This is a genomic window from Streptomyces sp. NPDC058653 (genome assembly GCF_042716895.1).
GTDB lineage: Bacteria > Actinomycetota > Actinomycetes > Streptomycetales > Streptomycetaceae > Streptomyces.
Genome location: NZ_JBHXRM010000002.1, coordinates 16,690 through 29,342, shown reverse-complemented (window position 1 = coordinate 29,342; position 12,653 = coordinate 16,690). Strand labels below are relative to the sequence as shown.

The 12,653-nt window shown below is 69.3% G+C and carries 12 protein-coding genes; 5 read left to right on the top strand and 7 right to left on the bottom strand.

The window, feature by feature from the left end:
- The first annotated feature begins 152 nt into the window (after nt 1-152).
- The 3 genes from pstC to pstB are packed head-to-tail and all read left to right on the top strand — an operon-like array spanning nt 153 to nt 3,051.
- Nucleotides 153-1,151, top strand: a complete 999-nt coding sequence (gene pstC, locus ACFWU9_RS01780) for a phosphate ABC transporter permease subunit PstC (RefSeq protein WP_384313850.1) — start codon at nt 153-155, stop codon at nt 1,149-1,151.
- On the top strand, nt 1,148-2,221 hold the full coding sequence (pstA, locus tag ACFWU9_RS01775; RefSeq protein ID WP_384313848.1) for a phosphate ABC transporter permease PstA: 1,074 nt from the start codon (nt 1,148-1,150) through the stop codon (nt 2,219-2,221). The genes pstC and pstA overlap by 4 nt, the downstream gene beginning before the upstream one ends.
- Before the next feature lie 53 nt (nt 2,222-2,274).
- Nucleotides 2,275-3,051 carry a phosphate ABC transporter ATP-binding protein PstB gene (gene pstB / locus ACFWU9_RS01770; protein ID WP_384313846.1) on the top strand — a complete coding sequence of 259 codons (777 nt, stop codon included), beginning with the start codon at nt 2,275-2,277 and terminating at the stop codon, nt 3,049-3,051.
- 233 nt (nt 3,052-3,284) lie between these two features.
- On the opposite strand, the gene ACFWU9_RS01765 is transcribed toward pstB, so the two are convergent.
- Both ACFWU9_RS01765 and ACFWU9_RS01760 read right to left on the bottom strand, forming a co-directional pair.
- Nucleotides 3,285-4,283 (bottom strand): anion permease, encoded by a 999-nt coding sequence (locus ACFWU9_RS01765; RefSeq protein WP_384313844.1) that lies wholly within the window; start codon nt 4,281-4,283, stop codon nt 3,285-3,287.
- A 5-nt stretch (nt 4,284-4,288) separates the two neighbouring features.
- Complete coding sequence (locus ACFWU9_RS01760; RefSeq protein ID WP_266547369.1) at nt 4,289-4,909, bottom strand: DUF47 domain-containing protein; 621 nt, start codon at nt 4,907-4,909, stop codon at nt 4,289-4,291.
- Nucleotides 4,910-5,120: 211 nt separating this feature from the next.
- Between ACFWU9_RS01760 and ACFWU9_RS01755 the strand changes: the two genes are divergently transcribed.
- Nucleotides 5,121-5,543, top strand: a complete 423-nt coding sequence (locus ACFWU9_RS01755; protein WP_384313842.1) for a metal-sensitive transcriptional regulator — start codon at nt 5,121-5,123, stop codon at nt 5,541-5,543.
- 122 nt (nt 5,544-5,665) lie between these two features.
- Here the strand turns inward: ACFWU9_RS01755 and ACFWU9_RS01750 are convergent, their stop codons facing one another.
- Together ACFWU9_RS01750 and ACFWU9_RS01745 are read right to left on the bottom strand one after the other, a co-directional pair.
- Nucleotides 5,666-5,842 (bottom strand): hypothetical protein, encoded by a 177-nt coding sequence (locus tag ACFWU9_RS01750; protein ID WP_384313840.1) that lies wholly within the window; start codon nt 5,840-5,842, stop codon nt 5,666-5,668.
- A 108-nt stretch (nt 5,843-5,950) separates the two neighbouring features.
- Entirely contained in the window at nt 5,951-6,784 is an 834-nt protein-coding gene (locus ACFWU9_RS01745; protein ID WP_384314378.1) for a hypothetical protein, read from the bottom strand.
- A 390-nt stretch (nt 6,785-7,174) separates the two neighbouring features.
- On the opposite strand from ACFWU9_RS01745, the gene ACFWU9_RS01740 reads away from it, so the two are divergent.
- On the top strand, nt 7,175-8,770 hold the full coding sequence (locus ACFWU9_RS01740) for an FAD-binding oxidoreductase (protein WP_384313838.1): 1,596 nt from the start codon (nt 7,175-7,177) through the stop codon (nt 8,768-8,770).
- A gap of 12 nt (nt 8,771-8,782) precedes the next feature.
- Here ACFWU9_RS01740 and ACFWU9_RS01735 read toward each other — a convergent pair whose 3' ends face one another.
- The 3 genes from ACFWU9_RS01735 to ACFWU9_RS01725 form a co-directional block, all read right to left on the bottom strand.
- On the bottom strand, nt 8,783-9,508 hold the full coding sequence (locus ACFWU9_RS01735; protein ID WP_384313836.1) for a phosphatase PAP2 family protein: 726 nt from the start codon (nt 9,506-9,508) through the stop codon (nt 8,783-8,785).
- A gap of 326 nt (nt 9,509-9,834) precedes the next feature.
- Nucleotides 9,835-10,842, bottom strand: coding sequence for an NlpC/P60 family protein (locus tag ACFWU9_RS01730; protein WP_384314376.1), 1,008 nt, complete (start codon nt 10,840-10,842; stop codon nt 9,835-9,837).
- A 76-nt stretch (nt 10,843-10,918) separates the two neighbouring features.
- Nucleotides 10,919-12,613, bottom strand: coding sequence for a serine/threonine-protein kinase (locus ACFWU9_RS01725; protein ID WP_384313834.1), 1,695 nt, complete (start codon nt 12,611-12,613; stop codon nt 10,919-10,921).
- Nucleotides 12,614-12,653: the final 40 nt, after the last annotated feature.

The window sequence follows — 12,653 nt, the reverse complement described above, 5'->3', positions numbered from 1 at the left end:
CGAGATCGCGGCCACGGGCCGCGAGATCGTCCCCACCCGGTCCTGCCCCCGGGACGGGCCGGGTCCCCCCCAAGCACGCTGGGGCCGGCCACGTCTTCCGGTGCACCGCCGCCAGGAGCCGCGACCCGGCTCCGCAGACCGGAGAAGACCCGATGGAAAAAGAAGCCGCACCCAACGACGCACCACCACCCCCCACCCTTGACCAAAAGGGCGCGAGCGCGGGTACGAAGCAGCTCGGCGACCGGATCTTCCTCGGTCTGTCCCGGGGCTCCGGTATCACCCTGCTGGTCATCATGGCCGCCATCGCCGCGTTCCTCACCTACCGCGCCGTCCTCGCGATCTCGAAGGACGAGGGCAACTTCCTCACCACCTTCGAGTGGAACCCGCAGGGTGACCCGCCGATCTTCGGTATCGCGGTCCTCGCCTTCGGCACGATCGTCAGCTCGATCATCGCCATGGCGATCGCCGTCCCGATCGCCATCGGCATCGCGCTCTTCATCTCGCACTTCGCGCCCCGCCGGCTCGCCACCCCGATCGCCTACCTGGTCGACCTCCTGGCAGCCGTACCGAGCATCATCTACGGCCTCTGGGGCGCGGTCTTCCTCGTGCCGTACCTCGACGGTCTGAACAAGTGGCTCGACCAGTTCTTCGCCTGGACGTACATCTTCGACAAGACGAACGAGGGAGTCGCCCGCAACCTGTTCACCGTGGGCGTCCTGCTGGCGATCATGATCCTGCCGATCATCACCAACGTCATACGCGAGGTCTTCCTCCAGTCGCCGAAGATGCACGAGGAGGCCGCTCTGGCCCTCGGTGCCACGCGCTGGGAAGTCATCCGCATGGCGGTCATCCCGTTCGGCCGCTCCGGCATCATCAGCGCCTCGATGCTGGGCCTCGGACGCGCGCTGGGCGAGACGATGGCCGTCGCCGTCGTCCTCTCCCCGAGCTTCCTGCTCTCCTTCCACATCCTCGACGCGGGCGGCGGCACCTTCGCCCAGAACATCGCCGCGAAGTTCAACGAGGCCGACGGCTTCGGCCGGGACGCCCTGATCGCCTCCGGCCTGGTCCTCTTCATCATCACACTGCTGGTCAACGGCGCGGCCCGCGCGATCATCGCCCGCCGCAAGGAGTACTCGGGGGCCAACGCATGAGCCACACGATTCAGGACAAGCGGCCCTCCGTCGCCGACCCCCACGGCTCGCTCTCCAGCGCGCGCATGCCTCGCTGGGCCCCCCTGGCCATCGCCGCCGGCTCCGCCGTGCTGGGCTGTCTGATCGGCATGGTCGGCGGGCTGGACAGCAAGATCCAGTGGGGTCTGCTGGCCGCGCTGATCTTCGTCGGCGGCACGTACCTGATCACCGCCAAGGTGGAAGGCAGCCGGCAGGGCAAGAACCAGGTCGCGACCAGCCTCGTCTGGGTCTGCTTCCTGCTGGCCGTCGTCCCGCTGCTGTCGCTCGCCTGGACCACCCTCAGCAAGGGCTCCGGGGTCGTGGACGGGTACTTCCTGTCCCACTCGATGAGCGGACTCCTCGACACGGACGAGGGCGGCGGCGTCTACCACGCGCTGCTCGGCACCATCGAGCAGGTCGCGATCGCCGCGGTGATCGCCACGCCGATCGGTCTGCTGACCGCCGTCTACCTCGTGGAGTACGGACGCGGAAAGCTCTCCCGCGCCGTCACCTTCTTCGTGGACGTCATGACCGGTATCCCCTCGATCGTCGCGGGTCTGTTCATCCTCTCCACCTGGAACCTGATGCTGGGCTTCGGAGTCTCCGGCTTCGCCGGCGCCCTGGCCCTGTCGATCCTGATGATGCCGGTGGTCGTGCGCTCCACCGAGGAGATGCTGAAGCTCGTCCCGAACGAGCTGCGTGAGGCATCCCTGGCCCTGGGCGTGCCCCAGTGGCGGACGATCCTCAAGGTGGTCCTGCCGACCGCGATCGGCGGTATCACCACCGGTGTGATGCTCGCGATCGCGCGTATCACCGGCGAGACCGCGCCCGTCCTGCTGCTCGTCTTCGGTACGAAGCTCATCAACACGAACCCGTTCGAAGGCGCCCAGTCGTCGCTGCCGCTGTATGTGTTCGAGCAGTACTCGGTCGGCACCGACGCCTCGGTGGCGCGCGCCTGGGGCGCGGCTCTCGTCCTGATCGCCTTCGTCATGATCCTCAACCTGGTGGCCCGCGGCATCGCCCGCTGGAAGGCCCCCAAGACCGGCCGCTGAGGCCCCGAAATCCGGCTCCGCCGAGCGGGGTCACGCAGAAAGCAGTGATTCAGATGGCCAAGCGAATCGACGTCAGCGGCCTGACCGCGTACTACGGCAACCACCGGGCGATCGACGACATCTCCATGACCGTCGAGCCCCGCTCCGTGACGGCCTTCATCGGCCCGTCCGGCTGCGGCAAGTCCACGTTCCTCCGCACCCTCAACCGTATGCACGAGGTCACGCCCGGTGGCCGCGTCGAGGGCAAGGTGCTCCTGGACGACGAGAACCTGTACGGCTCCAACGTCGACCCGGTCACCGTGCGCCGTACGGTCGGCATGGTCTTCCAGCGTCCCAACCCGTTCCCGACCATGTCGATCTTCGACAACGTCGCGGCCGGCCTGAAGCTCAACGGCAGGTACCGCAAGAACGAGCTCGGGAACATCGTCGAGAAGTCCCTCAAGGGCGCCAACCTCTGGAACGAGGTCAAGGACCGGCTCAACAAGCCCGGCTCCGGCCTCTCCGGCGGTCAGCAGCAGCGTCTGTGCATCGCCCGCGCGATCGCGGTCGAGCCGGAGGTGCTCCTGATGGACGAGCCCTGCTCGGCGCTCGACCCGATCTCGACGCTCGCGATCGAGGACCTGATCGGGGAGCTCAAGGAGCGCTTCACGATCGTCATCGTGACGCACAACATGCAGCAGGCGGCGCGGGTCTCGGACCGTACGGCCTTCTTCAACCTGTCTGCGGTGGGCCAGCCCGGCAAGCTCATCGAGATCGACGAGACGGAGCGCATCTTCGCCAACCCGTCCGTACAGGCCACGGAGGACTACATCTCCGGCCGCTTCGGATAGGCGCCCGGCACGAAAGCGTCCTGCGGTGCTGCATGGCGGTGCCACCGCAAGGCGAAGGGCCCGCCCTCTCTCCCAGGGGGCGGGCCCACTCATGTTTTCACGTGGTCATGAGCGGGCGGCCTGGTCAGGGGTTTCTCTGTGCACCGGGGGGCGGATGTACGGGCGTACGAGAAGGTACGGGCGTACGGGCTCACGGCTCCGGTGTACGGCGGGGCAGCTGGCCCTCGGCAGACTCAGCCGAAGGCCAGGTCGACTATCCAGAAGCTGAGCGCGGCGACGAGCGCCGCCGCCGGCATCGTGATGAACCAGCCCAGGACGATGTTCTTCGCGACCCCCCACCGCACCGCGTTGACCCGCTTTGTCGCCCCGACGCCCATGATCGCCGAGGTGATGACATGCGTCGTCGAGATCGGCGCGTGGAAGATGAACGCCGAGCCGAACATGATCGACGCCCCCGTCGTCTCCGCCGCGAACCCCTGCGGCGGATCCAGCTCGATGATCTTGCGGCCCAGTGTCCGCATGATGCGCCAGCCGCCCGCGTACGTACCGAGCGAGAGCATCACCGCACAGGCGACCTTCACCCAGATCGGAATCTCGTCGCCCGGACCCTCGACATCGGCGATGACCAGCGCCATCACCACGATGCCCATCGTCTTCTGCGCGTCCTGGAGACCGTGCCCGAGCGCCATGCCGGCGGCGGAGACGGTCTGGGCGATACGGAATCCGCGTTTGGCCTTGTGCGGATTGGAGTGCCGGAACATCCACATGATGCCGACCATCACCAGATAGCCGATGAGCAGACCGACGATCGGCGACAGGAACATGGGGATGACGATCTTCTCCAGCACCCCGCTCCAGATCACCTCGGTCCCGCCGGCCAGCGCCGCGCCCACCATGCCGCCGAAGAGCGCGTGCGAGGAGGACGACGGCAGGCCGTAGTACCAGGTCACCAGGTTCCAGACGATCGCGCCGACGAGCGCGGCGAAGAGGATCCCCATCCCTCGCTGCCCGTGCGGTGTGGCGATCAGTCCTTCACTCACCGTCTTGGCGACGCCCTGGCCGAGGAACGCGCCCGCGAGGTTCATCACCGCGGCCATCGCCAGCGCGGCCCGCGGGGTCAGTGCCCGGGTGGACACCGATGTCGCGATGGCGTTCGCGGAGTCGTGGAAACCGTTCGTGTAGGTGAAGCCGAGCGCGACACCGATGGTCACGATCAGAGCAAAGGTGTCCACGTGTTTCAGGACTCCTTGACCGCGATCGTCTCCACCGTGTTCGCGACGTGCTCGAACGCGTCGGCGGCCTCCTCGAGCACATCGACGATCTGCTTGAGCTTCAGGACTTCCATGGCGTCGTACTTACCGTTGAAGAGGTGGGCGAGCAGTTTGCGGTGGATCTGGTCGGCCTGGTTCTCCAGGCGGTTGACCTCGATCCAGTACTCGGTGAGGTTGTCCATCGTCCGCAGATGCGGCATCGCCTCGGCGGTCAGCTCCGCCGCCCGCGCCAGCACCTCGATCTGCTGCTCGACGCCCTTGGGCAGCTCCTCGACCTGATAGAGGACGACCAGGTCGACGGCCTCCTCCATGAAGTCCATGATGTCATCGAGGGACGAGGCCAGGTTGTAGATGTCCTCGCGGTCGAACGGTGTGATGAAGGAGGAGTTCAGCTGGTGGAAGATCGCGTGCGTGGCATCGTCCCCCGCGTGCTCGGCCGCGCGCATCCGTTCCGCGATCTCGGCTCTGGCGGAGGAATCCGCCCCGAGCAGTTCCATGAGGAGCTTGGAGCCCGTGACGATGTTGTCCGCGGACGCGGCGAACATGTCGTAGAAGCTCGTCTCCCTGGGGGTCAGACGAAAGCGCACGGGGGATCCTCGGGTTACATCGGATTCGGTCAGGCTGATGCTAAGCGCATCATCCGGCCACGGCTAACCGGCGTTCTTCAGTGTGCTGCATAGGACACGACGATCATGACGTGCCCCTGCCCGTTCGTACGCGACTGGGTATCATATACCTACCTGGGGTATTTTCTCCCCTTTCGGACATTCATCCCGAACACCCCATCAGGAGGGCGCGATGACGACCACCGAGGCGGCCGACGCGGCGACCAACGACGCGACCTCCGGCACGGCGACGACGGCGACGACAGCGGTGGCGGCCACGGACGGGGCGGGCGCCGCGGCCGGCGACGACATCGTCACCGACCACGACCGCGGTGTGCACGGCTACCACAAACAGAAGGACGAGCACCTCAAGCGGCTGCGCCGGATCGAAGGCCAGATCCGCGGCCTCCAGCGGCTCGTCGACGAGGACGTCTACTGCATCGACATACTCACCCAGGTCTCGGCCTCCACGAAAGCCCTTCAGTCCTTCGCCCTGCAACTGCTGGAGGAGCACCTGCGGCACTGCGTGGCCGACGCGGCGGTCAAGGGTGGTGACGAGATCGACGAAAAGGTGCAGGAGGCCACAAAGGCGATCGCGCGCCTGCTGCGTACCTGACGGACGGGGCGCGCCGGGAGTGGCCGAAGACAATCGCCCGGGAGCCCAGCGGCGGAGGCTCAGCGGAACCGCGCCCAGGAGCGGGCTCGGAAGCGGGTCGAGCAGCGGGCTCGGGAGCAGGCTCAGCGGCAGGACGATCTCTCGCCGCGCTCCACACGTACGTTCAGCACTTCGTCGATACGGTCCGGGCTGAGCCGTTCGCCGTCCGCGGCCGACGCCGCGATCATCAGGTCTCCGCAGAGTTCGATCTCGGCGAGGGCCACGTGGTCCTGGACGGTCGGAGTGCGCGACAGAGCCACGTGCGTTCACCTCTTCCTGCCGGTGTCGTCGTCTTCCTGGCGGTGTCGACTGCCGACTTCCTAGGGTAAGGAGGGTGAGGCGTGACGCGCATGGCACGTCCGGACCATTTACAGCTTGATCTTCCCGGTGAAGATCTGGTCCTTAGGGGGGAGTCGGACCCCGAAGGTGACCCCGAACTCGTACAGCAGCGTGGTGGAGGCGACCGCGACCGTACGCCCCTGATTCCGGTAGCTGAACTGGTGTCTGACCTTGCGTAGGCGCCCCTCGTCGTCCAGATAGGCATCGAAGGGCACGACGTCCTCGGCGAAGCCCCGTGCCGCCGCGGCCAGCGCCTCCCGCGCGTACGGCGCCGCGCGCTCCGCGGCCCGCCCGATGTCGGTGACGCCCCGGTAGTGCGACACGCGGACGCCGGCGAGTTCCTGCTCTCCGACGTAGACCACGTCCTTCGCGGCGCGCAGCAGTTCGGCGGCGGTCAGCGGGTCGGTGGCACCGCCGGTGACCAGATTGCCGTCGTCCAGGGTGGTCGAGTCGAGCATCACCCACTTGTCCTCGGGCACCCCGGCGCCCCGGTTCTTCATGTACAGGGCGGAGGGGGCGAGCAGTTCGGCGATCGGCCGGTGCCCGTCGGCGCCGGCCGGGTCCTTGGGCAGTACGACGGAGAGCTGCCCCATCCTCTTACGGAAGTCGTACCGCCCCTCGCCCCTGATGGTCACCCGCGTCCCACCCGTCGCCATCACCAGCGACGTCCGCGCCTTGGAACTCCGCGCATCCACCAGGACGTCGGCGGACCTGAGGACCGCGGCCGGGTCACCGACCGGCCGGTCGTCGGCCGCCATGGCGCCCCCGCTCCCGGAACAACCGCCCGTCCCGGCCACCACTCCCGCCACCGCCACGGCGGCGGTGACGACCGCCACGCCCCTGCGTCTGCGCTGCTGCACCATCGTCCTGCCAACCCCCAACGCCCTACCGTTGCTTGCCGTTGTCCGCCGTCGCTCGCCGTTGCTCGCGCTGCCTGTCCGAGAGCCGCCCTGTTCCCATAACGACGTCCCTCGCGCGTCGTCACGCACCACCCCGCGCAGGGAACGCACGCGCGAGTACGGTGTGAAGGTGCGCGACCAAGAGACGTCGGATCCGCCCACCGCCCCCCACGGCCCCCACCTCACCTCGACCGTCGAGCGTGGCTCGTTCTTACTGGCCCGCTGTACCTGCGGCTGGTCGGGACCGGCCCGGCGCTCCCGGGACCTGGCGAGAAGAGACGCCACCTCCCACCAGGCAGCACACTGAGACCACCGACAGATCACCGACCGGCGGGTCGGAGGGGAAGGCGTCCGATGGAACGGCGCACACTGCTCACCGGCGCACTGGCCCTGACCACCGCGGGCGCGGTCGGCGCCTGCACGGGTGGTGACGGCGGGAACGGTTCACCGGGCGGCTCCCCCGCGAACAAGCCCCCGTCGACGCGTACTCCCGCCCCCTCACCCACCGGCTCCGCCGGGCCCCCGCGCTGGAAGGCGCTGGGATCGGGGATGGACGGTCTGCTCGTACGGCCGGGCGACGAGGCGTACGCGACGGCCCGCCAGCTCTACAACACCCGCTTCGACACCCTCAGACCTGCGGCCGTGGCGTACGTCGCCGGCGAGGACGACATCAGGGAGTGCCTCGCCTTCGCCAGGAGGTACGCCGTCCCCGTCTCCATCCGCAACGGCGGCCACTCCTACGCCGGTTGGTCCAGCGGCAACGGCCGGCTCGTCATCGACATCTCCTCGCTCGACGGCCTCGGCGACGCCGCGTCGGACGGGGTGATCGGCGCGGGCGCGAAGCTCGTGGACATCTACTCGGCGCTGGCCCGGAAGGGTCTGACGATCCCGGCCGGTTCCTGCGCCACCGTCGGTATCTCCGGTCTCACCCTGGGCGGCGGTCATGGCGTCGTCTCCCGCGCGTACGGTCTGACCTGCGACAGCCTCACCTCCGCGACCGTCGTGACGGCCGACGGGAAGAGCCTGACCGCCGACGCCGAGCGGAACCAGGACCTCTTCTGGGCCCTGCGGGGCGCGGGCAACGGCAACTTCGGGGTCGTCACCGAGCTGCGCTTCCGGACCCACCCCGCCACCACCGGCACCGCGGCGAACTTCAACTGGCCGTGGTCCAAGGCCCGTTCGGTGCTCGCGGCCTGGCAGGAGTGGGGTCCCGACCAGCCGGACGAGATCTGGTCGTCGTTCCATGCCGCGGTCGGCGCGGGCGGTGGCGCGGACCCGACGGTCGCGGTCTCCGCCTTCACCCTCGGCACCGAGGGCGATCTCAGGAACGCGGTCGACAGGCTCGCCGACCGCGCGGGCTCGTCGGCGAGCTTCGTCTCACTGCGCCCCGGGGACTACGAGGAGGCGATGCGCGCGTACGCCGGCTGCGCCGGACTCGGCGACGAGCAGTGCCGGCTGCCCGGTACGGTGCCCGGCCGGGGCAAGGACGGCGTACTGCAACGGGAGACGTACGCCGCGACCTCGGACTTCTTCGACCGCTCGCTCCCGCCCACAGGCATCGACACCCTGCTGTCGGCGGTGCGGGACTTCAGCCGTATCCCGGTCGCCGACGGCGCGGGGGCGGGCACGATCACGCTCACGGCGCTCGGCGGGGCGATCAACCGGGTGGACCCGCTGGCGACGGCCTTCGTGCACCGAGGCTCCCGGATGCTCGCGCAGTACGTGGCGTCCTGGCGCCCCGGCACCTCGGGCGACAAGCAGCGCGCGTGGCTGAGGACCAGCCAGGCCGCGCTGCGCAGGCACGCGTCGGGAGCCGCGTACCAGAACTACACCGACCCCTCGCTGACCGACTGGCGCACCGCGTACTACGGCCCGGCGGCGGGACGGCTGAGGAGACTGAAGGAGCGGTACGACCCCGACCGGCTGTTCGACTTCCCGCAAGCCCTCTGAGCCGCTCGCCCCCTACGCGGCGAGGTTGTTGTCGTCGGGCCTCGGCTCGGGAATGCCCAGCGGCCGGGTCCCGGGCGCCTCGGCCGCCGCCGCCCGGTCGGCGTCCCGCGCGGCCCGCGACCGTACGAGCAGCCCCGCCCGCCGCGACCGGCAGACCGCCGACACCAGGGGGGTGAGCAGCGCCATGGCGAGCGGCGCGAGGAGCAGCACCACGGCCGTACCGAGGGCGAACCCGCCGATCACGTCGGTCGGGTAGTGCGCGCCCATGTAGACCCAGCTGAACCCCTCGACCAGCGCGAGCCCGATCGCGACGAGCCCGAAGCCGCGGTGCGCGACGAAGATGCCGGCGGCGAGGGCCATCGCCATCGTGGCGTGGTCGCTGACGAAGGAGAAGTCGGTCCGGGCGGGCACCAGGACGTCGAGCCCCGGGTGGTCGACGAAGGGGCGGTCGCGGCCGACGAACTCGCGGATCGGGATGTTGATCAGCAGCGCGACACCGGCGGCGAGCGGCGCCCACAGCAGCCCGGCGACGGCGGCCACGGAATCCTCCGCCGCCCCTCGCCGCCGCACGCTCCACCAGCACCAGAGCGCGACGAGGACGAGCCCGATCATGATCCCGTACCTGCCCGCGACCTCCGTGGCGCGGTCCAGCCAGTCGGGCGCCGACTCGGCCAGACCGTTGATGTCGTAGAGCAGACTGACGTCGGGGTTCGACCCATCGATAGCGAGTCCAGCCATGCGCTGCGGCCCCTTGCCTTGTTGCCCACCACGACACGCCTCCGGGCGTGTCGCTTCCACCAACCCCCGTGGTGCATGCGGTCAGTGCTGCGCGATCAACGCCACAGCCCCAGTCCAGGGAACGGCCTGATACCCCACCAGGTTCCAGACTTCACCGGACGATCTCCAGGACGTTATCGAAGAGTGACACATCGTCCCAGCTCAGAGGGGTGAACGACCGAAGAATTCCGGCCACGCGCACCCCGCGGGAGCCCCGACTCCACCCTTCCGGGCGTCAACTCGCGGCCCGTCCCATGACCCGTCGGATCGACTCCCCGTCAGCCGTTTTACGTATCGGACTTCCGCTGCGTGGGCAGATCGGTGGGCAGCGATTTCGCGCCGTCTTCGGTGACCCTGGTCGCTCCGAAGTAGTCAGGAGTGTCGATTTTGTCGAACCGGATCACGGCGCCGGTGTACGGAGCATTGATCATGTACCCGCCACCAACATAGATGCCGACGTGCCGGATGGCCCGCGAGTTGGTGAGGTCGTCGGAGAAGAAGACGAGATCGCCGGGCATGAGCTGATCGCGCGAGGGATGCTCGCCGGCGTTGTACTGATCGTTGGCCACACGCGGCAACTCGATCCCGACGGACCGATACGCGGCCTGAGTAAGCCCGGAACAGTCGAACCGCCCCTGCTGCTCGGGGGTCCCGTTACCGCCCCACAGGTACTTGGTCCCAAGCTTCTTCTGCGCGTAGTAGATGGCACCGGCGGCCTGACGGGAGGGTTCTACGCGGCCGACGGGGCGGGCGAAGCTCTGCTGGAGCGTGGTGATGACCTTCACGTAGTTCTGGGTCTCGGGATACGGCGGGACGCCCCCGTACTTGATGACCGCGTACGCGCCCGCGTTGTACGCCGCGAGCATGTTCTTCGTCCGGTCGCCCGGCACGTCGTCGACGTACCCGGCGAGCTTGCAGTCGTACGTCGCGGCCGACGGGATCGCGTCCTGCGGATCCCAGACGTCGCGGTCGCCGTCCTTGTCCCCGTCGACCCCGTGCGCCGCCCAGGTCCCGGGGATGAACTGCGCTATGCCCTGGGCCTTCGCCGGGCTCACGATGTCGGGGTCCCAGCCGCTCTCCTGGTAGAGCTGCGCGGCGAGCAGCGCGGGATTGATCGCCGGACACAGGTTGCCCCAGTCCTGCACCAGCCGCTGGTACTGCGCGGGCACGGCGCCCTTGGCCAGCGCGACCGCCCCGCCTCCGGCGCCGCCGAGCCCGGCGGCGGCGGAGAACGTCCCGACGACGAGCAGCGCGACGAAGCCCAGGCTCAGCCCGAGCCCGATCGCACCGCCGATCCAGAATTTACGCACTCCTCAACCCTCCCCCATCCCGGGCACGTTCACCGCCATTTTCCCGACTGTCGTGTCGGTTCTATTCGGACAGGGTGTCGGTTGACATGAACCCGGTACAGAGGACGCTCCTGTGCTCCGTGTCCGAGGCCGCGTGGTGGTAGACCACGGTCCACTCGCCGGGGTCGTCGGAGAGCGGCAGCGCGGGGCGGACCTTGCCGTCGGCCCGGAAGGAGAAGTCGTCGGGGTAGGTGAGGAACGTCCACTCCGTCTCGTCCCCCTCGTACAGATCGGCGGCCCTGCCGATGAACCCGAACTGATCGCTGACCTGGTCCGACGTGCCGGGGCGGCCGTTCGCGTCGATCCGGTGGGGCGGCTTCACCTCCACCGAGAGGTAGTACGGCGGAAGGTTCGGCTCCTCGTACTTGAGCCGGTAGCCGATCTCCACCTTGCCGGGCGGGAGTTCACCGGTGTAGTCGGTCTCGGCGGTGGTGACGGAGTACTGGAACTGGAGGGGCGGCTCCTCCTCTCCGGGGAGGTTGCAACTCTCCCTGAGCCCGTTCCAGGCGTGGCGCGAGGTGCCGATGTCCTGGATGTACCGAGGAGGACCGTCGGGAGTCGGATCGGCGGCCGGCTTCTTCGGCCCGTCGCCGCCGGCCGGGTCCTTCGTGGAGGCCCGGCCGCTCGGGCCGGCGTCCCCGCTCCCGGCACCGTCGCCCCCGTTCCCCGGGAGCAGCCAGACGGCCGTGGCGACGGAGATCCCGACGACGGCGCCCACACCGGCGGCGACGAGCCAGGGGGTACCGCGCCGGGAGAAGCGTGTCCGGCCGGACGGCGCAGGTCCGGAGGGCCCCGGAGGCCCCTGGGTCGGAAGGTCGTGTATCGCCGGGGTCGCCCGGTGGGGCCGTTGGGGTGTCTCCGGCACCACGTCCGCCATGGCGACCAGCGGCTGGTAGGCGGGATCGTCCACGAGGGCCGTGTCGACGGCGCACCGCCGGATAAGCTCCGCGGGATCGGGCCGCCGGCCGGGGTCCTTGGCGACACAGTCACTGATCAGGACGGCCAGACCGGGCTCGACCCCGACGATGTCGATCTCCCCGTGCACGGCGCGGTAGCTCACGGCTGCGGCATCCCCGACGCCGAACGGCGCGCGCCCCGTCGCCGCGTACGCGACGGTCGCGCCGAGAGCGAAGATGTCGGCGGCGTCACCGACTTCGTTGCGTGTGATCACCTCGGGGGCGGTGTAGCCCGGCGTACCGGGAGCCTGCCCGTCCTGCGTGAGCGCGGTCTGCTCGGCGCCGCGGGCGATCCCGAAGTCGATCAGCTGGGGCCCCTGGGCACCGAGGAGAACGTTCTGCGGCTTCAGATCGCGGTGCGTGACGCCGTACGCGTGCACGCTGGCGAGCCCCTCGGCCATGGCGGCGATCAGCCGCCGACAGGTCCCGGCGGGAAACGGCCCCCGCTCACGCACCGCGCGGGCGAGGGTGGGGCCGGTGACGTACTCGGTGGCGATCCAGTACGGGGCCGTGTCCAGCCCGGCGTCGATGAGGTTCGCGGTGTACGCGCTGCGCACGGCGCGAACGGTCTCGGCCTCCCGCCGGAACCGGGCGAGAGCCTCGGGATGCTCGGTGATCTCCTCCCGCACGACCTTGACGGCCACGAGCCGCCCCCCGGGCGACCGCCCCAGATACACCTGCCCCATCCCACCGGCCCCGAGCCGCGCGAGAAGCACGTAGTCACCGATGCGTGCGGGGTCCTGCGCTCTGAGGGCATCCACGAGAACGACTGTGCCACAGGGGCCGGGGGCGGGTCATGGG

Excerpts from the sequence above, each read along its gene's own strand:
- pstC (WP_384313850.1), top strand. The coding sequence starts at position 153 with ATGGAAAAAGAAGCCGCACCCAACGACGCACCACCACCCCCCACCCTT.
- pstA (WP_384313848.1), top strand. The coding sequence starts at position 1,148 with ATGAGCCACACGATTCAGGACAAGCGGCCCTCCGTCGCCGACCCCCAC.
- pstB (WP_384313846.1), top strand. The coding sequence starts at position 2,275 with ATGGCCAAGCGAATCGACGTCAGCGGCCTGACCGCGTACTACGGCAAC.
- ACFWU9_RS01755 (WP_384313842.1), top strand. The coding sequence starts at position 5,121 with ATGACGACCACCGAGGCGGCCGACGCGGCGACCAACGACGCGACCTCC.
- ACFWU9_RS01745 (WP_384314378.1), bottom strand. The coding sequence starts at position 6,784 with ATGGTGCAGCAGCGCAGACGCAGGGGCGTGGCGGTCGTCACCGCCGCC.
- ACFWU9_RS01740 (WP_384313838.1), top strand. The coding sequence starts at position 7,175 with ATGGAACGGCGCACACTGCTCACCGGCGCACTGGCCCTGACCACCGCG.
- ACFWU9_RS01735 (WP_384313836.1), bottom strand. The coding sequence starts at position 9,508 with ATGGCTGGACTCGCTATCGATGGGTCGAACCCCGACGTCAGTCTGCTC.